Consider the following 17120-nt stretch of genomic DNA (forward strand, 5'->3'; position numbering starts at 1 on the left):
CTAAATATTGATATTTTGATGTAATGAACCAAAAAATCAAAATAGATCTTAACTACCTCTTAAGGAGACTTAAAGGACATACGCAGGTGTTAATACTTGGTGGTATCAGCATGCTTGTATATGTTCTTTGTTGGCCCATTCTTGCAAGGCTATCAGGTAAGTTAATACCGGCTATAGGTCAAGGGAATACAAAGCAAGTTTTAATTGTGATTGTACAGGCATTAATTATTTTTATCATTCAAAAAACAGCTCAATATCTTCAAGATAGTCTTTTAGCTAAACCAGCATTAGCACTAAGTCAAGATCTAAGAACGACACTTTTTAAAAAACTTCAGAAAACAAATATTCCTTTTATAGAAAAACTCTCATCTGGAGATATCGCCTACAGACTTACTGAGGATGTTGATCGTGTTGGTGAGGTTATTTATAAATCAATTCAAGATACTACACCATCTGCATTTCAATTATTAGCAGTATTTGGATATATGATATTTATTGATTGGAATTTATCACTTTCAACTATTATTTTAGCTCCGTTAATTGCATTATTGGTAAGCGATTTTGGAGGAAGAGTATTAAAAGCTTCTGAGCAAAGCCAAAAGAAAATAAGTTCTTTAGCTTCTTTGCTATCAGAGGCAATACAAGGTTTGCCAATGGTTAAAGCTTTTGCAGTTGAAGAATGGTTGCAAAAAGATTTTGATAAACAAGTTAAATTACACAAAGAGGCTAAATATAAAATGCTAACTCTTGTGGCACTTCAGCACCCAATAGTTGGTTTAATAGAAATAATTGGTATTTTGAGCATACTTACAATAGGAACCTACAGAATACAAAGTGGAGGAATTTCAAATGAAGAATTTGGAAGCTATTTTACAGCATTAATAATGCTAATTGATCCAATAAGTCACATAACAGTGAACTACAACGAGTTAAAGCAAGGACAAGCATCATTAAGAAGACTAAATGAAATAACTACTAATCCACTTGAAGTATCTACATACAAGAAGGGTATTAAACCTAATAATATAAGTGGTAAATTATCATTTAAAAATGTATTCTTCTCATATATTGATAAACATAATGTATTAAACGATATAAATTTAGATGTAGATTGCGGACAAATAATGGCTTTGGTTGGCTCCTCAGGTGCAGGGAAAAGCACAATTTTTTCATTGATATTAAAATTCATTGAGCCAACCAATGGATCTATATTTATTGACGACCATAAATTAAATGAACTCAATACTGACTACTTGAGAAAATTGATTGCTATTGTTCCGCAAAAAACATTTATTTTTTCAGGTACAATAGCTGAAGCTATAAGATTCGGAAGAACAGCCACTAGAAAAGATATTGTTAATGCTGCAAAAATTGCCAATGCACACAACTTTATTGAAAGACTTCCTAATGGCTACGAAACATACATAGAGGAAAGAGGTAGCAATCTTTCAGGAGGCCAATTACAGAGAATATCAATAGCGAGAGCTTTGCTAGGCGATCCCACAATTTTATTGCTTGACGAAGCAACAAGTGCACTAGATGCAGAAGCTGAAGAATCAGTTCAAAAAGGACTTCAACAAGCCATGACTAATCGAACAGTTCTTGTGATTGCTCATAGATTATCGACGATACAAAAAGCAAATAAGATAGCAGTAATTGAAAAGGGGAGAGTTTGTGAAGTAGGTAATCATTATGATTTAATCAAGAAACAAGGTAGATATAAAGAATTTTGCGATAAACAGTTTATTGAGACTTATTAATAATATATTTAATGTTATATTATTAATAAGCTAATACTAAATTAATGACTAGTTTACCTTCAAACAACAAAGAAGCAATACTTACTTTCGAGGATAAAAAATATGATCTAAAAAGCCTATCTCAAGATGTAAAAGAGCTTGTCAAAGGAATGCAGGTGGCTGATGCACAACTCAGAATGCACGAAGATACACTTAAAGTATTAGCAGTTGGACGCCAACATCTAGCAATGCAATTAAAATCTAAACTAGAATCAATTGAACCAATAAAGTAATAAATAAGTAATTTCTTAATAAGAAATTATTGTATTAAAATAAATCTAATATGACAAAAGCTGGCATCTATAATTAAAAAAATTAATTTATAGTAAATATTTCTTCTAACTAAAAGCAATAAATAATTTTCGACTGTCTTCAAAAACGGAGAGAATTATGAGAGAATCTAAAAAAAATATAAAGGGGAGAGATGGGAGCTAAAGGCTACTGGTTAAAACAGGCTAAAATTGAAAGTACTGAACAATTTATCGAATACGTTAAAACCGTAGTCCCATGGCTAAGATCAGTTGGTGGAACAATAATTGCTAAAGATGTAAACCAAAATTCAGATCTAAACGAATGGGATGGAGGACAATTAGGAGTTATTGTTGAATTTGAATCTAAAGCCGCAGCACAAAAGGCCTTTAATTCATCTGAATTTCAAGAGTACATAAAATATAGTGGAATAGATAAGAAGTTATCGCTGTCAATAATTGGATAATTGCATTATTCTCATGATTGAATAGGTAGTAATGATTAATTATGATAAAAGATTCATCAACTCTTCAAAAAGGGCAAATACTCAGAATTGAAATAAACGAAGTCAAAGATCGTTTACCGCAAAATATTTTAGAATTTATCAAAAAGGAGCCCACCGTAGAATTAGTTGGATATAAAATGGTAGATGGGAATCAATTTGGCCTAGTAGTTAAACTTAAAAATGGTCAAATAAATTGGTTTTTCGAAAAGGAGTTATCAATATTAATGTAATTAATACCTAATTACATTAATAATTATATGACTAAAAGATACATAACAGGATGACAATTGATTGATAAAGTATATTAATGATAGTTGGATAAAAAGATTATGCCTCATAACCAAGTCACAGTTGTAATGGGTGGACTAATGCATATTCCTTTGATAATACTAGTTCTAAGATTTATTGAAAATAGATTTAGCAATAGAAGCTGGACTAAAGAAGAACTTAATTACAATAAAGCACAATAATACATTATATAAAATTTAAATCTATTGTTAGACTTTATAAAACGACGAATTGAATTACTAGTGAAAACGATTGTGATTACAGGCCCTTCAGGCTCTGGTAAATCTTTTTTAAGCAATAAGTTATCTAATCTATTTGAAAATTCAATACTAATAAAAACAGATTCATATTATAAAGATAATATATTAATCCGTTTTTTATCTAAATTTCTATTTGATATTTATGATAGACCATTTAGTATCAGGAAAAAAGAATTAAAAAAAACAATAGAAGCTATTTATATGAGAAGAAGTGAAATTAAATTATTCCAATATGATTTTGTAAAAAAAAAATCAAGTAATTCAATAAAAAAAATAAGGTATAATGGTGAAAATCAAATATTAATATTGGAGGGAATATTCGCTCATAGACTAGATTTAAATTATAGAAAAACTGTAAATATTCTTTGTAAGGAAGATAAAGAAATCTGTTTAGAAAGAAGATTGAGAAGAGATAAAACAAAAAGAGGTAGATCTCAAGATGAAATTATAAAAAAATTTACTAGCTCATGGAATTTATTTTATATAAATTTTAAAACCCATATAAACTATAACCAAGTAATAAAAATAAATACATCAGATAAAATTAATTATTATGATTTAATTTACAAAATAAACAATCATTTTTATAAAATTAACTAAGAAAAATAAAAATAAATATTTTCCTTAGTTAATATTAATTTTTAAAAAGTAAATTTAAGTATTTATTTTTTTACCTCAGGAGCATTCATTCCATCATAGTCAGGTCCAACCATTAAACCAACAATCGCAAATAATGCAATTGATGCAACTCCAACTAAGACTGCTGTTGGCGCTGGTGTACTAGTAAGACCAGCGATTAATAAATTGCCCATGAAAGTTAAATAAAGCAAAGTATAAATAGCAGAAAATGCAATAAATAAATTAATTAGTTACTGGTTTTGAATTAAATAATATAAAATAGAAAATTTTATACATTGATAAGAAACGATTGTTTGAAGCTTATAAAATATTCTATACAAAATCATTTATTAATCGTTAACACCAGAATAAAAACAATTATTGAAACTAATTTCAATAATTGTTTTTGTATTGATTAGCAAAAAAAGTGGGTAAAAATGCAAAGCACATTAACCCACTTGATTCTGAGTAAATAATCTAGTTATTTAGATGTGTTTGGATCGTTAAAACCATCGTAATCAGGGCCAACTACGACAGCCATAATTCCAAACAGGGCCATAAATGCGATACCTACGATTGGTGCAGTAGGAGCTGGTGTACTTAATAGGCCAGCGAAGGTTAAAGGAAGCATGTTCTTTAGTAAGACCCAATATAAATACCAGTCATTAGGAGATATGACCATTGATATTTTACTTTGTAACATTTGGCTCAAACAAAAGTAAGCTATTACTGGCTTTAGGAAGACAATCATGAAGTAGATCAGTAAATAGAATATTCAATGTAAGGAAATCATCGCAACAGGAATAATTGAAATATTTCTGATAAACGCGTATAACAATAACAAAAATATCAATAATGAACTATAAATTATTGGATATAATATTAATAACAAAAATTACATATATAATATAAGACAATTAAAATAATTTCTAAATATCTAAGTGATTAAACATTTACGTCCAGTAACGCCTGTGGAAGAATTTGAAGAAGCTTGTAGAAAAGCTAAATTAGATAATAAAGAACAAAGAATCATTGATCATATAAGATATGTTGGGGTATTTACACAACCGTCTCTAACTAAAGAACTTAAATTAGATTCCAAGCCACCGATATTATCAGTGCTGTGTGAAATATGTAGAAAGATTGGTAAATTTATGCCTGAACACTTTAGTGAGGTGAGAGTTTGGTCTAAAGCAATTAATGAGCATAATGTAAAATGGGATGGAGACCTTATCTGCTCACTAGCATGGGACAAAGACGGAGAACGACTATCACCAGAAAACGGAACTTGTCTTTACCATACTTTTGCTGTCCATAAAGAATTATTCCAGGGACTAGATTAAAATTCTTTTATTAATTACTAAATTAAGCAATTAACCTTGACTTAAGTACTCAAACAAAACATTATTAAAACCTAACTCCTCAGCTGAATATTCAAGCATTAAATTATCAGATTCAAGTTGGGAATAGAAGCATCTAATTTCATCGGATTCATCACCTGATAGTGGAATGCCGTCGACAACGTCAAAGATGATTTTTTGTCGATCAATTTCCTGAAGAACCTCATTTGCCATAATGATCAAATTAAGTACTAACAAATTCATAGCTAACACTTTGAAACTAAAAAAGCAATTAAAACATTCCTTTACGAAAAGCTCATAGAGTTAAAATAAAGAAACTTCTAATCGATGCAAAGACGATTCATCAACTAAGGAAAGAACCATATCAATCAGAGAAAAATCTGCAACTTTACATAAATTCACCTATGCTTTACATTCCTTATTAAAGACTTTTGGACCGTGCTTGAACAAGAGGGAAATGTTGATGCAAGTGCAAGAAGATCTCCTGTCATAGCAGTAACTATGGCAACAAGTAGGCAAGGTATTGGAGTTGTTAAAGAATTAAGCAAAACAAACAAATATCAAATACGTGCCATAACAAGAAACATAAAAAGTCCGAAAGCTTTAGAGCTGGGGAGTCTTGTAAACGTAGAACTAGTCAAAGGTGATTTAATGGATCCTGAAAGCTTGAGTAGAGCTTTTGATGGAGTTGACGCAGTTTTTGGTAATACAACTCCTACAAAAGGATGGAAAGTATTCAGAGGGAGTATTGTAAGGTCTTATGAAATCGAACAAGGCTTTAACTTGATTAATCAAGTTAAAGCTGCTTATAAAAAAGGGCAACTAAATCATTTTATATTCAGCTCAATTAGCAAGGCAAAAGATCCATTAAAAAATGATCCTGCGCCAGGACATTTTACGAGTAAATGGGATATCGAGGAATATATACAAAAATGTAAACTTAATGAAATTACTACTGTCTTAAGGCCAGTTAGTTATTTTGAAAATTTTGAAAACAAATTGCCTGGATACACTATCTCTAAAAAGATATTCCCTGGAATTGTTAATAAGGACTTTAAGTGGCAGACAATTGCTGTTGAAGATGTAGGTAAATGGGTAAGAGGTGTACTATCAAAGCCTGAGAAATATAAGAATCAATCTATCAATATTGCAGGAGAGGAGCTAACAGGAATAGAAATGGCGATGATTCTCCAAAGGCTTGTTGCTTCAGAAGGACTTCAAACAAATTATGTAATGATTCCTAGAGTAGCTATGAAGTTACTTGAATACGACATAGGTGTTATGGCTGATTGGATCGAAAGAACAGGTTATGGAGCTGATATGCAAAAACTTAAAACGATACAGGCTGATTTAAACATTGTGCCAACGTCTCTCAAAGACTGGCTTAAAAGAAAACTTGAAGAACAGAATAAAACACAAAATACATGGACAAGGCAATGGAAATCATCTCAATGGAAGTTGCAATGGGATAAATAATTTCGTAAGAATTTTCAGTTAAATTAAAACTATAAACCATTAATCTCAATCGACTTTGCTATCGATCTAAGTAACTCTACTATCTCATTGTCATCACAACGGGTATCATCCTTTAGCTCTATACATAAATCTCTAATAGCAACATTAGTTGACCACCATATACCTGATGTTTCAGTATCATCAAAGTCTAAATCGGGCATTAGTTTTATCTGATTAGAAATTACGATATTTTTGAGCATCATTAGATGAGTTTTCTAATGCTTTTAATTCTTCAGGTATTTCCAAATCTAAACCTTCTAACAATTTCTTTAAAAGGAGTTTATTGTTTGATTCGCTTTTAAAAGGCCTAAAATTAAGAATAAAATAAAATGTAAGGCAACATACTAATAATATTAAAAATGAATATAAATACGTAATGTTGATCATCAAAAAAATCTATTGCATATATATATTCATACCAAATCGCACAAAAATCAATAAAAGTTATAAAAATAATAATATAGTAGTTATCAAAAAATTAGAATATTATTAAAGATAGCCACGGTAAGTATTTATTACTAGTCGAAATGGTCTCTGAGTAAGGGATCGCATCATTCCTAGCAGTAACTGTAATAAAAAAATAAATTTGGAATATCTAAAATGTATTTTGAATTTATTAAAAATATAAGAGTTATTTATAATTTAGATTAACATGCAAAGAAACTAGCAAATTAAGTCATAAAATAAAAAAAATGTTTTTTGATTTATGCTTACTAATATAAGTTATATATTTTTAATCTCAGCACTATTAATTCTGGGTGGGTGGACTTTTAAAGCTTTGATATCATTAGCTCAAGGAAAACCTATAAAAATTAATCTCAAAAACCCACTAAATCTAAGCGCAAGGTGGCCTAAAGATACTAAAAAGAAGTAAAAAATTATCTAAGAACTAAAACATTAGTTTTACTCCGTAATATAAAGCCTTTTGATAGATTATCATTAATATAAAATTAGAAAAGTCTAAAACAAGATAGATGCTCGAATCCTTAGATCCTTTTCAACAACTATTACTAGGTGTCTCTAGCGTAGGCTTACTAATGATAGTTTTAGTGATTTTTCTTACAGCAAGTCCTAACTTTGAAAACACAGACAGATTAAAAAAAATTTTAGATTTTATTGATAAAAAGAATTAATTTCCTTATTAAGAAAATTTTAGAAGCTGAACTTTTACAGTAAACGAAACTCTAGTAACTTTCTAATATTCTCAAAGGTTAACTTATTCTGATAACTCTCTAAATCATAACTAATGTTGATAGTAATTTATCACTTCTAGAAATGCTAAAAGAATTATTCGAAAATAACAAATACACGATATTTGCAGGTCTAAGCACTGTATCTCTTGTCTTTACGTCAATCTCAATTATTTCTCTATCAAAATCAGTTAATGAAATTTCAATTGATTTAGAACCTCTTTCAGCATGGGCTGAGTCACAAAATGACTGCATAACAAAGACATTTCGTATCGACGGAAAAAATACACAAGGAATTCCTTCAAAGGTATGGAGCTGTAATGGAGGTGGCCAATAGCACCATTTTACTGCTCCGAATTACGCCTATTACTCCCCCCATCTTTTTCCAATCTCATATCCCCATTGCTTGGCAAGTTCTACGACATCTTCGTGCGTTTGACATCTAATAATTAATTCATATTTGTCTGGAGAGCTTTTAATTAGTTCAACCAACTGATTTAGTTGATCAATTTTGTATAGGAAATATTCATAATCTTTTTTTGACATCTTTAATTTATATCTGACTTTTAAATAGTTAATTAATCAAAATATATATAAATTAAAAAAAGGAAAAATAATTTAATAAAATAAAAATTAAAAAATTGATAATTAGGATTGTAAGTGATTTGGCTGTTTCCAAACATATCTATCGATTGCTTTTTCCTTCTTTACGGCAACACAGTTTGTAGCTATATGCCAAAGAGACTTATGGATGGGGGTAGGATTGTAGAGATATACTTTTGGAAATTTCTCTTTCAAAATTCTCGTTGCAAGTCTTGCATGATAGTGAGGTATTGTTGGTTCAATATGATGAATAGCGTGAGTAGAACCTATTGAGTGATGCAGAAAATCTAAAATTCGTCCATAAGGCCTATCTATAGATAAGAATGCTCCTCTCATGTACGAAAATTGACTTGAACCTAAATGTGGAACATCCGTGTCTGTGTGATGAAGCCATGTATAAATAACAAGCCAAATATTGACGACGATTAGAGGTCCTAGGTAAAGACTAATCATTGAATTTATTCCAAAATATAAAGTCCAAGAAGTCAGTAAAAGCAACATAAAAACAATTCCCCAATCTGAGATCCATACCTTTTTGGCCCATATAGATGGCCATAGTTTTTTTGAGAACGGGGCAGCTGGCCAGAAATGGTTGCTTGTCCCATACTTAGGTCCACCGGTTTTACCCAAAAGTAAGTACGCTGGCCATCCAAGAATCAAGTGAAGGAATAATTGGTTAAAGCCATACAGTATTTTCCCAAGAAATAATGATGACTCCATTTCATTTTCACCACCTTTTTTTTCAAATTTACCATCCCCGGAAATCACAACTGGAACATGCGTCTCACCATCTGTTATGTGATTAGTAAACGCATGGTGAACTGCGTGTGATCTTTGCCATGAAAAGTAAGGGACAAGTAAAAAAGAATGAAGGGCATATCCGACAAGTGTTTCTAATCTACGATTATCTGAAAAAGCACCATGTCCACATTCATGAGCTAAGACCCAAAGCCCCATTGATGTTGTTCCAGAGATGATTGCATATAAAATCCACAGTGGAATCATTTCTTTAGTGAGAGGAATAGATAGTCCAAGCAAAACTACAAATATCTGAATCCCTATCGTCCTTGAAAGATAAAAAAGAGATCTATTCGTCTGGCGAGTAAAGCAATGCTTAGGGATGGCCTCTCTAACATCTTTTCTCGATGGAATATCTTCAAGTGAAATTTCTAATGCTTTCCCATTAAGTCCAGAGGGAAGGAAAGAACTTTTGTATATTTTTTTTTTGTTCATCTCGCATTTAGTAAGCAAACTTTTTTCCAATTTCTTTAATAACATGATTAGCTCTATACAACGTTACTCTCTATAGTGCTATGAGGCTATAGCAATTTCTAATATTCACAAAAAATAGTTCCTCAAAGAACAATAAATTGTTATTAAAGTGCCTTTATTTAATCTAATCCCTGACAAAAGAATAACTTGAATATTGATAAAAAATACTAATATATTCTATGATCTATTATTTCTACTTTCTGGATACTCAACTGATCCATCCTCCCTCCTTATAGGTTTTGAATATAGAACTCTTAATAAACCTTTGGTATCCATATTAGGACTTGTAATGAAAAAGCTAATAAGAAAAAAACCACCAAATATTATTAATACAATTATGAGTGGTAAAGAAAGGCCCATTTCCGAGAATGATAATAAGAATAAAAACATTTTAGATAATAATAAATAGAACGATTTTTTTAATCATAGACGATCTCTTAAAGTAAAAAACATATGTAAATGATTACAAAATTATTTACAATTGAATTTTCTCGAAAGGAGACTCAACTATATCTTTATTTTTAAGAAATACATTATATGTATTTTTATCTTTTTTAAAACTTATATTTTTAAAAGGCTTTCCATCAATAAAATGGATAGCAGAACCACCTTCTATAGCAATACAATTTCTTATTTTTTTTTCAATTAATAGTTTTTGTACATATGGAATGCGTTCAGGTTCTTCATCGTAATGAGGACAACATGTGCCTTTAATAAAATCTAAACAAGGCAAAGTCTTTAATTCATTATCCCAAGAATCTGTAATTCCACTAGTAAACCAACAAATGGCGCCAGCACTTACACCGCTCATTATCACCCCTTCATTATATGCATCATTAAGTAATGAACTCATACCCCAATCATTCCACACGGCAAGCATGCTCTTTGTATTACCACCACCAACAAAAACGACATCCATATTCAAGATATGGTTATGGATATCAATAGTTCTTTTGAAAAATTCAATATGAGATGGTATACAGTTTAAGCGTGTAAAAATCGAATAGAAGCGAACAATATAAGAATCATCATCTCCAGTTGCAGTTGGTATAAAACAGATTTTTGGGTAATTTTTTTCTGAAAGATTAAGAATATATTTTTCGATTAAGTAAGGTGAATTACTTCTCCCAAAACCTCCACCACCAATTGCGATAATATTTTTTTTCAAAGAGCCGTAGTATAACTTTTAACATAATACGACTATATAAAATATTTATGACATAAACTAATGAAATGTTTTTTAATTTGAATATGAATTATAAAACAATCATTACTACCAGGAAATAATACTACCGTCCCATGCAAGAAACTTACCTGAATCTGATGGTTCTTGATCAGCGATAACATTAATCAAATACTCACAAGATTGAGAGGGAGTAAAAAGCTTACCCTTGGGTACTGCAGTCTGAAATGGTTTTGATAATTTAGTGTCACAAGTACCTGGATGCAATAAAGATACAATTGCAAGTGGATATTTTCGACGCCATTCAATACTCAGTGTTTTCAGTAATTGATTTTGAGCAGCCTTAGATGCTCTGTATGAATACCAACCACCTAGCCTATTATCTCCAATACTACCAACTCTGGCGCTTAGACTTGCAAAAGAGAAGGGACAGTCTGTTCTTATAAATTTTTCAATACTTTTTGCAATTAAGATAGGAGCAATTGCATTAATAGAAAAATTCTTACTAATATTAGAACGATTTATATGAGATAGTCTTTTTTCAGGTTTTACAAGGCTTGAATGAAGAAAGCCACTTGTATTTATAACAAGTCGAAGCGGCTTATTAATAAGCTCAAGCTGGTTTTCAAAAGAATTAAATGAATTGTCATTCTCCAAATCTAAATAAATAGCATTTTTATTATTATTGAGATTTCGGCCACATATAAAAACATCAAGCATTGGAGCTTCAGTCGACAAATAATCAAAAATACATTTACCTATATCCCCAGCTCCAATTATTAGTGCGACACCTTCCCATTCTCGAATCGTCATCTTATAAAGAAATTTTGATCAATGATAGAGAGGTATTACTTCAATTGGGATTAAAAATTTTCAAAATATCTAGATTAAATCATATATGATGGATAAAAGTATACAATAAAATAAATGTAGAGACAAAATGGAAAATGATTGGTTGTATGAATTTCAACAATATATTAAAAATTTTACAGCTTTAATCATTTTATTTTTTCTAATAATAATAATTTTAATTGTCTTATTTTAAGATTATAAACTAGATAAATACATTAGAAGCCACTATATTCACTAAAAATTGTTATATTAATAGTAAAAACACATGGCGATAACAGCAACTTATTATGGTGCGAATGGGTGGCTTATAGAATTGGATCAAACAAGAATTTTGATAGATCCTTGGTTGAATGGAAATTTGACATTCCCCCCTGGAGACTGGCTAATTAAAGGTGAATTAACAAAACAAATTGATATCCCCAAAGACATTGATTATTTATTACTAACACAAGGCCAACCGGATCATGCCCACCCTCCAACACTTCATAAAATAGATAAAGCTACTTCAGTAATTGCATCAGAAGCTGCAAGCAATGTTGTTCGACAAATTGGCTTCACTAAAGTAAATTCTCTAAAACCGGGAGAAAGCTTTAAAGATAGAAGAATAAATATACAAGCAACTTCAGGGGCATCAGTACCAAATATTGAGAATGGCTATATTATTGATTCAGGCGGAGATTCAATTTACATTGAACCACATGGCTTTCTTGATAAGAAAATAAAACCAAGAAATATAGATTTAGTCATAACACCGGTAATAGATTTTTCATTGCCAATTGCAGGTAAATTTATAAAAGGTAAAACTGTATTACCCGAATTATTAAAGCTATTTAACCCAAAATTAATTTTAGCAAGCACAACAGGTGGAGATATTACTTTTACGGGAATAATAAACAATATTATTAAAGTCGAAGGATCAGTTGAAGATATAAGTTTATTTAAAGATACTAGTACTAACTTTATTAATCCTGAACCATTAAAAAAATATGAAATTAGAGAATATTCATAAAGATATTAGCTTTGAATTTCGTAATTTAATCTTCCTGCATAATATAAAATTGTGAAACTTGGTTTAACATTTTTATAACAACTTCGTTACTACACTTTGTTCTTTCTTGAAGTCTCATGCAGGCTTCCTTGATGTTTACAAAAGCGTCCTCTCTCATTTCAGATAACTGTTCTTCAGTATACTCAGCTTTACTCATCGTGACTAATGAAAAACCTTTTTAATACTAGTATACTCACACCTTACAAAAACAAAACAGCCTAAGTATTAATTAAATCTGATAATGATTTAAATTGCTTACGATATTTAATAAGCGTAACTAAATCTGGAAAACCTTCTTTTGTTAGTTTAGATATGAATAATTTCTCAAAGCCTAATATTTGCTGAGTAGAACCATTTTCATCATCAGGTCTAAATAAAGAATTTGTCTTGTCATATAACCTATGATAAAGATCTAAATCTGCTTCAGTATCAAAAACTGAACCATCTTCGGCCTTAAAAGATTTTTTATTAATACTTTTAAACAAATAAAGCGTAAGAAATGCTATTGCTACAATTATAAAAATAGCTATTGCTATAAATGTAATATCCATAAATTTAGTTAGAACTAGATTGCATAATAGATGAAAATGATCAAAAATGGAACATAATATTGATAAAATGAGTATCGTCACTTAATTCAATTGAAAAGTTAGTTGAAAGCAATACACAATATATAAAATTCTATATAATAAATAAGTACTTTAATTATGTAAAAATGTATATTATACTATTAATCTTAATTATACTTATATTAACTATTGGTATTTTTAATTATTTAATTAATAGGCAAAGGAGAAATTATTATATTAGAGCTGGTAAAAAATGGGATGGAATAGTCAGAGAGCTAAGAAGAAGAAAATAGATTTTTAATTATATTCTCCTGGTACATCATTCTTTTGAACTGTAATTCTTCCAACTTTTTTTCCTGAAAACCTTAGCAATTCATCTCCTGAAAATTCATAACCCTTCTTTAATGCAATAAGGGCAACATCATCTGCAGTCGAGGAAGAGAGAACTTCTTCTTTTAACGAGTCATCATTTTGCATTTCCTTCAAGAATTTTCTTATTTGATCTAATGACATTTAAGAAAACTGAATACATTTATTTTCTTTATATTAACACAGAACTAGAGTATTAAATATAAAAATTATACATCAAAAATATTAATTGCCAAGTTCATAAATTATTAAACCTTATTGTATAGTTGATAAATAATAATAAAATCATCAATTTTTCTTAGTGTTAACAATTATAATTTCATTTAAATTAAGCCAGTATACTCTTATCCATAGGACCAAAAAGATAATATATTTCATGCGCTTCAAGTAATCCATAAACTAAGACAATATCAAAAGTCGCAACAACAAATTATTGCGATTGTTCATTCAAAACAAATATGATAAAAATACAGACATTAGAGAATCAGGTTATACTTGTGCCAAAATAAAGTTTAATCAATCCAGATAAAATAAAAGATAATACATCCGACTATTCCTTAAGAAAACTAATAAAAATTCAGCCAGAGTGCCCCCAATCGCAAGGCAAAGCCAAAACCCAATCATCAATTGAGGGTCCTAGCCATTCCCTGTATTCTTGAAATATACATCTTTTGATATTAGTATCAGATTCAGACTCCATTCGCCGCACAGCATAGGAAACAACATCATTGAGTGTTGATTTCAATTGATTATCATCGTTCATTTAATCAATTACAAATCTAATTACCTTAGACTTAGCAATAAAAACTAGAAATAAAAACATTAATCATTATAGAATCATAAAAATTTAATTTTTAATGTGGCTAAGTTGAGAGTAAAGGAACTCGCAGAGGCCCTAAGTATTGATTCCTCTGAGATAATTGCATCATGTGCTCTTCTAGAAATTCCTGCATCATCACCTCTATCATCACTTTCAATAGAGCAATGCAAAAAAATAATTGATCATATTCAAAAATATAAGGAGTGAATTATTGATAAGTTGTTGTTAAGTATGATTATACCCAAAATATAAAAACAACGCCCAATAGTGAAAAATGTAAGAGGTATTAATTAATTATAAATAGATAATTTATTAATAATGAATATTTAAGAAGTTATCTACAAATCATTAGCTTCTCTGAACAATGCATCTTGATAATCCGAATCTTTTTTTAAATTTTCCATCTTGATTGGATCAAAATGATCTATTAATGACTTACCAAATTCAAAAATTTCCATATCAGAAAAACCTTGATCTCGCAAATTGGCTAAAATTGCTGATATATCCTGGAAAGCCTCCTTACATAATTCTTTTTTGTCTTCCGATGTAAGATCTTCCATATTTGATAATTACAAGTTACTCTAATTTAATCATACTATGATTAATGATAGTATCAGATGATTATTATTAAGGTAAAATTATACGTATAGAAATAAAAACGAATAAATATTTTATTCATTCATCACTATAGAATCAAATTAAGACAAATGGATTAATTTGAATCTTATTAAATCAAATAAATTAAAAAACTATTTAAAGTTATGGGCGGGCCCAATATCATTACTCACTTTCTTATTTTTATTTGGGGCATTGGGTTATCGAATTACAGAAGGATGGGATTGGGGAGATTGTTTATGGATGGTACTGATAACTGTTACAACAATAGGTTTTGGTGAGGTCGAAGTTTTAAGTTCTGCTGGCAGGATAATAACTTTTTTAATAATTGGAGGAGGTCTATTTGTAATTCAAATAACACTGCAAAGGTTTATACAATTGTCTGAGCTAGGCTATTTTATAAAATTAAAGGAGCTTAGACTAAAGAGGTTTATTAGGAGGATGCAAAATCATGTAATCATTTGCGGGTATGGTCGTACAGGAAAAGAAATAGCTGATCAATTAGGCTCTGAGAAAATATCTACTTTAATATTAGAAGTTGACCCTGCTAGAAAGAGTCAAGCGGAAGAAAACGGTTTCAACGTCTTATTAGCAGACGCCACAATGGACGAATCACTTTTACTTGCTGGAGTAAAGAATTGTCGAAGTCTAGTTGTTACTCTTCCAAGTGATGCAGCTAATTTATATGTTGTACTAAGTGCAAAAGCACTTAATGATAATTGTAGATTAATCGCTAGGGCTGCGAACGAAGAAGCCGCAAATAAATTAAAACTTGCAGGGGCTAATGCAGTAGTTAGTCCATATGTTGCGGCAGGAAGGACTATGGCCGCCTCTGCATTAAGACCCATAGCTGTTGATTTTATAGATTTACTAGCAGGCTCAGATTGCGAAATAGAAGAATTCAAAGTAACAGAAGATATAGATATAATTAACAATTTTACAAGCGAAAAAAATAAAGTTATTAATTTCTCAAAACAAGGAGAGGCACTGCTACTGGCAACTAAAGTTTCTGGAAAATTAACTGGTAACCCGATAGACAATTTTGCGATCTCAGCAGGTATGGTTATGATATTTTTAGGAAGTAAGGAGCAATTAGACAGAGTAAGAGTTCGCTTTAATGACGTTTTAGTAAAAACATCATAAACGCTGCCAATATTATTTAAAGACGAGGGTAAACACTACAAAGAGTTCATGACAGCATCGGACTTTTTACATTAGAACATTCCTAGTCGAACTTAATGGATGAAGTTACAAACAAAGGAAAGCAATGTTGACGATAGAAGACAGAGAATTGCTCCATTAAATGCTAATGGCAGCATATTCACAAAAGACTATGTAGATTTCTTAAACGAAGCTGGTTGGAGATTAGAAAAAAAAATGCCTTCAAACAATAATAATTATTCGGATTTGCTAGAAGACACAGACTGGAAATCAAATAATACAGATTTTTCTTGCTCAAGACACTACAGGAGAGATCTTGATGCTTTGAGTTGAAAAACTTATTCAGCAAAGGATAAAATTTATGAATAGACCCCAAAAGCTAATATACAAAAACATAATTTAGAAATATGGATACTCACCAGCAACCATGGAAGGTTTGGATGTTTGTTTTGTGTCTAAACATAGCTGCCATTGGTGGTGCTATTTACCTTAAGTCAAATGGGATTGATTTATACTCCTTCAGAGGTGGCTCTTGATTTTACAAGAAGAAGCTGACTTAACACAAAAAAATAGATGCAAAAATAAAATGGAAAAAGAAAATGAAGGCAAATGGAAGAAAGCTTTAGATAACATGTTAATCTACAACCTTTATATATTAATAATAGGGTCAATATTATTGGCTGTAAGTTTTTTGGTAGGTGTTAATGGTAACTCATATTTATATAGTTTATTTCAAAAATTATGGTACCCAGTTTTTATTCCCTCATTAAGTCTCTTCTTTACAGCAATATTGATTGAAGCGATTTTTAATAATCTAATAGATAGACATAATAAGTAAAATAA

General features: G+C 30.2%; 28 protein-coding genes. 16 read left to right on the forward strand and 12 right to left on the reverse strand.

Annotated elements, in window-relative coordinates; all coding sequences use genetic code 11:
• Positions 1–23 precede the first annotated feature (23 nt).
• The 6 genes from AC6EI2_RS02000 (at position 24) to AC6EI2_RS02025 (ending at position 3701) form a co-directional block, all read left to right on the forward strand.
• Complete coding sequence (locus AC6EI2_RS02000; protein WP_498462758.1) at positions 24–1760, forward strand: ABC transporter ATP-binding protein; 1737 nt, start codon at positions 24–26, stop codon at positions 1758–1760.
• Between the two features lie 44 nt (positions 1761–1804).
• The gene (locus tag AC6EI2_RS02005) at positions 1805–2032 is read left to right on the forward strand and encodes a DUF6447 family protein (RefSeq protein WP_498462759.1); all 228 of its coding nucleotides are present in this window, start codon (positions 1805–1807) and stop codon (positions 2030–2032) included.
• A 191-nt stretch (positions 2033–2223) separates the two neighbouring features.
• Positions 2224–2514, forward strand: coding sequence for a DUF1330 domain-containing protein (locus AC6EI2_RS02010; protein ID WP_498462760.1), 291 nt, complete (start codon positions 2224–2226; stop codon positions 2512–2514).
• A gap of 41 nt (positions 2515–2555) precedes the next feature.
• Positions 2556–2783 (forward strand): DUF2862 domain-containing protein, encoded by a 228-nt coding sequence (locus AC6EI2_RS02015; RefSeq protein ID WP_498462761.1) that lies wholly within the window; start codon positions 2556–2558, stop codon positions 2781–2783.
• 99 nt (positions 2784–2882) lie between these two features.
• Positions 2883–3023: a hypothetical protein gene (locus AC6EI2_RS02020; protein ID WP_498462762.1), complete on the forward strand. Its 141-nt coding sequence runs from the start codon at positions 2883–2885 to the stop codon at positions 3021–3023.
• Between the two features lie 72 nt (positions 3024–3095).
• A complete protein-coding gene (locus AC6EI2_RS02025; protein ID WP_498462763.1) occupies positions 3096–3701 on the forward strand; it encodes a uridine kinase family protein in 606 nt (201 codons plus the stop codon).
• Between the two features lie 62 nt (positions 3702–3763).
• On the opposite strand, the gene AC6EI2_RS02030 is transcribed toward AC6EI2_RS02025, so the two are convergent.
• Both AC6EI2_RS02030 and AC6EI2_RS02035 read right to left on the reverse strand, forming a co-directional pair.
• On the reverse strand, positions 3764–3913 hold the full coding sequence (locus tag AC6EI2_RS02030; protein WP_269612944.1) for a hypothetical protein: 150 nt from the start codon (positions 3911–3913) through the stop codon (positions 3764–3766).
• A gap of 287 nt (positions 3914–4200) precedes the next feature.
• The gene (locus tag AC6EI2_RS02035; RefSeq protein ID WP_498462764.1) at positions 4201–4401 is read right to left on the reverse strand and encodes a hypothetical protein; all 201 of its coding nucleotides are present in this window, start codon (positions 4399–4401) and stop codon (positions 4201–4203) included.
• Positions 4402–4660: 259 nt separating this feature from the next.
• Here AC6EI2_RS02035 and AC6EI2_RS02040 point away from each other — a divergent pair, with 259 nt between their 5' ends.
• On the forward strand, positions 4661–5062 hold the full coding sequence (locus AC6EI2_RS02040; protein ID WP_498462765.1) for a hypothetical protein: 402 nt from the start codon (positions 4661–4663) through the stop codon (positions 5060–5062).
• A gap of 30 nt (positions 5063–5092) precedes the next feature.
• Here AC6EI2_RS02040 and AC6EI2_RS02045 read toward each other — a convergent pair whose 3' ends face one another.
• Entirely contained in the window at positions 5093–5293 is a 201-nt protein-coding gene (locus AC6EI2_RS02045; RefSeq protein ID WP_498462766.1) for a hypothetical protein, read from the reverse strand.
• A 225-nt stretch (positions 5294–5518) separates the two neighbouring features.
• Here AC6EI2_RS02045 and AC6EI2_RS02050 point away from each other — a divergent pair, with 225 nt between their 5' ends.
• Positions 5519–6556 (forward strand): NmrA/HSCARG family protein, encoded by a 1038-nt coding sequence (locus AC6EI2_RS02050; protein ID WP_498462767.1) that lies wholly within the window; start codon positions 5519–5521, stop codon positions 6554–6556.
• Positions 6557–6585: 29 nt separating this feature from the next.
• Here the strand turns inward: AC6EI2_RS02050 and AC6EI2_RS02055 are convergent, their stop codons facing one another.
• Positions 6586–6756: a hypothetical protein gene (locus tag AC6EI2_RS02055; RefSeq protein WP_498462768.1), complete on the reverse strand. Its 171-nt coding sequence runs from the start codon at positions 6754–6756 to the stop codon at positions 6586–6588.
• A gap of 813 nt (positions 6757–7569) precedes the next feature.
• Between AC6EI2_RS02055 and AC6EI2_RS02060 the strand changes: the two genes are divergently transcribed.
• The gene (locus AC6EI2_RS02060; RefSeq protein WP_498462769.1) at positions 7570–7728 is read left to right on the forward strand and encodes a hypothetical protein; all 159 of its coding nucleotides are present in this window, start codon (positions 7570–7572) and stop codon (positions 7726–7728) included.
• A 142-nt stretch (positions 7729–7870) separates the two neighbouring features.
• Positions 7871–8122 (forward strand): hypothetical protein, encoded by a 252-nt coding sequence (locus AC6EI2_RS02065; protein ID WP_498462770.1) that lies wholly within the window; start codon positions 7871–7873, stop codon positions 8120–8122.
• Between the two features lie 29 nt (positions 8123–8151).
• Here the strand turns inward: AC6EI2_RS02065 and AC6EI2_RS02070 are convergent, their stop codons facing one another.
• From AC6EI2_RS02070 to AC6EI2_RS02085, 4 genes are all read right to left on the reverse strand, one after another.
• A complete protein-coding gene (locus AC6EI2_RS02070; protein ID WP_498462771.1) occupies positions 8152–8331 on the reverse strand; it encodes a Nif11 family protein in 180 nt (59 codons plus the stop codon).
• A gap of 102 nt (positions 8332–8433) precedes the next feature.
• Positions 8434–9621, reverse strand: coding sequence for a fatty acid desaturase (locus AC6EI2_RS02075; RefSeq protein WP_498462772.1), 1188 nt, complete (start codon positions 9619–9621; stop codon positions 8434–8436).
• A gap of 514 nt (positions 9622–10135) precedes the next feature.
• A complete protein-coding gene (locus tag AC6EI2_RS02080) occupies positions 10136–10828 on the reverse strand; it encodes a Type 1 glutamine amidotransferase-like domain-containing protein (protein WP_498462773.1) in 693 nt (230 codons plus the stop codon).
• A gap of 105 nt (positions 10829–10933) precedes the next feature.
• Positions 10934–11656, reverse strand: a complete 723-nt coding sequence (locus AC6EI2_RS02085; protein ID WP_498462774.1) for an SDR family NAD(P)-dependent oxidoreductase — start codon at positions 11654–11656, stop codon at positions 10934–10936.
• A 304-nt stretch (positions 11657–11960) separates the two neighbouring features.
• On the opposite strand from AC6EI2_RS02085, the gene AC6EI2_RS02090 reads away from it, so the two are divergent.
• Positions 11961–12704, forward strand: a complete 744-nt coding sequence (locus tag AC6EI2_RS02090; protein ID WP_498462775.1) for an MBL fold metallo-hydrolase — start codon at positions 11961–11963, stop codon at positions 12702–12704.
• 257 nt (positions 12705–12961) lie between these two features.
• On the opposite strand, the gene AC6EI2_RS02095 is transcribed toward AC6EI2_RS02090, so the two are convergent.
• From AC6EI2_RS02095 to AC6EI2_RS02105, 3 genes are all read right to left on the reverse strand, one after another.
• Positions 12962–13294: a hypothetical protein gene (locus AC6EI2_RS02095; RefSeq protein ID WP_498462776.1), complete on the reverse strand. Its 333-nt coding sequence runs from the start codon at positions 13292–13294 to the stop codon at positions 12962–12964.
• Between the two features lie 315 nt (positions 13295–13609).
• The gene (locus AC6EI2_RS02100; protein ID WP_498462777.1) at positions 13610–13825 is read right to left on the reverse strand and encodes a Nif11-like leader peptide family natural product precursor; all 216 of its coding nucleotides are present in this window, start codon (positions 13823–13825) and stop codon (positions 13610–13612) included.
• 433 nt (positions 13826–14258) lie between these two features.
• Positions 14259–14444 carry a hypothetical protein gene (locus tag AC6EI2_RS02105; RefSeq protein ID WP_498462778.1) on the reverse strand — a complete coding sequence of 62 codons (186 nt, stop codon included), beginning with the start codon at positions 14442–14444 and terminating at the stop codon, positions 14259–14261.
• A 96-nt stretch (positions 14445–14540) separates the two neighbouring features.
• Here AC6EI2_RS02105 and AC6EI2_RS02110 point away from each other — a divergent pair, with 96 nt between their 5' ends.
• Positions 14541–14708 carry a translation initiation factor IF-2 N-terminal domain-containing protein gene (locus AC6EI2_RS02110; RefSeq protein ID WP_498462779.1) on the forward strand — a complete coding sequence of 56 codons (168 nt, stop codon included), beginning with the start codon at positions 14541–14543 and terminating at the stop codon, positions 14706–14708.
• Positions 14709–14839: 131 nt separating this feature from the next.
• Here the strand turns inward: AC6EI2_RS02110 and AC6EI2_RS02115 are convergent, their stop codons facing one another.
• Positions 14840–15061 carry a hypothetical protein gene (locus AC6EI2_RS02115; RefSeq protein WP_498462780.1) on the reverse strand — a complete coding sequence of 74 codons (222 nt, stop codon included), beginning with the start codon at positions 15059–15061 and terminating at the stop codon, positions 14840–14842.
• A 151-nt stretch (positions 15062–15212) separates the two neighbouring features.
• On the opposite strand from AC6EI2_RS02115, the gene AC6EI2_RS02120 reads away from it, so the two are divergent.
• The 4 genes from AC6EI2_RS02120 to AC6EI2_RS02135 all read left to right on the forward strand — a co-directional run bounded on the left by AC6EI2_RS02120 (position 15213) and on the right by AC6EI2_RS02135 (position 17115).
• The gene (locus AC6EI2_RS02120; RefSeq protein WP_498463450.1) at positions 15213–16259 is read left to right on the forward strand and encodes a potassium channel family protein; all 1047 of its coding nucleotides are present in this window, start codon (positions 15213–15215) and stop codon (positions 16257–16259) included.
• Positions 16260–16358: 99 nt separating this feature from the next.
• Positions 16359–16610: a hypothetical protein gene (locus AC6EI2_RS02125; protein ID WP_498462781.1), complete on the forward strand. Its 252-nt coding sequence runs from the start codon at positions 16359–16361 to the stop codon at positions 16608–16610.
• Between the two features lie 74 nt (positions 16611–16684).
• Entirely contained in the window at positions 16685–16813 is a 129-nt protein-coding gene (locus AC6EI2_RS02130) for a hypothetical protein (protein WP_498462782.1), read from the forward strand.
• Positions 16810–17115, forward strand: a complete 306-nt coding sequence (locus AC6EI2_RS02135) for a DUF8620 family protein (RefSeq protein ID WP_498462783.1) — start codon at positions 16810–16812, stop codon at positions 17113–17115. Before AC6EI2_RS02130 ends, AC6EI2_RS02135 begins: the two co-directional genes overlap by 4 nt.
• Positions 17116–17120 lie beyond the last annotated feature (5 nt).

This window comes from Prochlorococcus sp. MIT2302 (genome assembly GCF_059772385.1).

Bases quoted from the DNA above. Each gene is read 5' to 3' on its own strand.
- AC6EI2_RS02125 (WP_498462781.1), top strand. From the start codon at position 16,359: ATGAAGTTACAAACAAAGGAAAGCAATGTTGACGATAGAAGACAGAGA.
- AC6EI2_RS02065 (WP_498462770.1), top strand. From the start codon at position 7,871: ATGCTAAAAGAATTATTCGAAAATAACAAATACACGATATTTGCAGGT.
- AC6EI2_RS02055 (WP_498462768.1), bottom strand. From the start codon at position 6,756: ATGCCCGATTTAGACTTTGATGATACTGAAACATCAGGTATATGGTGG.
- AC6EI2_RS02090 (WP_498462775.1), top strand. From the start codon at position 11,961: ATGGCGATAACAGCAACTTATTATGGTGCGAATGGGTGGCTTATAGAA.
- AC6EI2_RS02030 (WP_269612944.1), bottom strand. From the start codon at position 3,913: ATGGGCAATTTATTAATCGCTGGTCTTACTAGTACACCAGCGCCAACA.
- AC6EI2_RS02070 (WP_498462771.1), bottom strand. From the start codon at position 8,331: ATGTCAAAAAAAGATTATGAATATTTCCTATACAAAATTGATCAACTA.
- AC6EI2_RS02115 (WP_498462780.1), bottom strand. From the start codon at position 15,061: ATGGAAGATCTTACATCGGAAGACAAAAAAGAATTATGTAAGGAGGCT.
- AC6EI2_RS02075 (WP_498462772.1), bottom strand. From the start codon at position 9,621: ATGAACAAAAAAAAAATATACAAAAGTTCTTTCCTTCCCTCTGGACTT.
- AC6EI2_RS02020 (WP_498462762.1), top strand. From the start codon at position 2,883: ATGCCTCATAACCAAGTCACAGTTGTAATGGGTGGACTAATGCATATT.
- AC6EI2_RS02105 (WP_498462778.1), bottom strand. From the start codon at position 14,444: ATGAACGATGATAATCAATTGAAATCAACACTCAATGATGTTGTTTCC.
- AC6EI2_RS02000 (WP_498462758.1), top strand. From the start codon at position 24: ATGAACCAAAAAATCAAAATAGATCTTAACTACCTCTTAAGGAGACTT.
- AC6EI2_RS02005 (WP_498462759.1), top strand. From the start codon at position 1,805: ATGACTAGTTTACCTTCAAACAACAAAGAAGCAATACTTACTTTCGAG.
- AC6EI2_RS02060 (WP_498462769.1), top strand. From the start codon at position 7,570: ATGCTCGAATCCTTAGATCCTTTTCAACAACTATTACTAGGTGTCTCT.
- AC6EI2_RS02085 (WP_498462774.1), bottom strand. From the start codon at position 11,656: ATGACGATTCGAGAATGGGAAGGTGTCGCACTAATAATTGGAGCTGGG.
- AC6EI2_RS02130 (WP_498462782.1), top strand. From the start codon at position 16,685: ATGGATACTCACCAGCAACCATGGAAGGTTTGGATGTTTGTTTTGTGT.
- AC6EI2_RS02010 (WP_498462760.1), top strand. From the start codon at position 2,224: ATGGGAGCTAAAGGCTACTGGTTAAAACAGGCTAAAATTGAAAGTACT.
- AC6EI2_RS02095 (WP_498462776.1), bottom strand. From the start codon at position 13,294: ATGGATATTACATTTATAGCAATAGCTATTTTTATAATTGTAGCAATA.
- AC6EI2_RS02015 (WP_498462761.1), top strand. From the start codon at position 2,556: ATGATAAAAGATTCATCAACTCTTCAAAAAGGGCAAATACTCAGAATT.
- AC6EI2_RS02100 (WP_498462777.1), bottom strand. From the start codon at position 13,825: ATGTCATTAGATCAAATAAGAAAATTCTTGAAGGAAATGCAAAATGAT.
- AC6EI2_RS02035 (WP_498462764.1), bottom strand. From the start codon at position 4,401: ATGGTCATATCTCCTAATGACTGGTATTTATATTGGGTCTTACTAAAG.
- AC6EI2_RS02045 (WP_498462766.1), bottom strand. From the start codon at position 5,293: ATGGCAAATGAGGTTCTTCAGGAAATTGATCGACAAAAAATCATCTTT.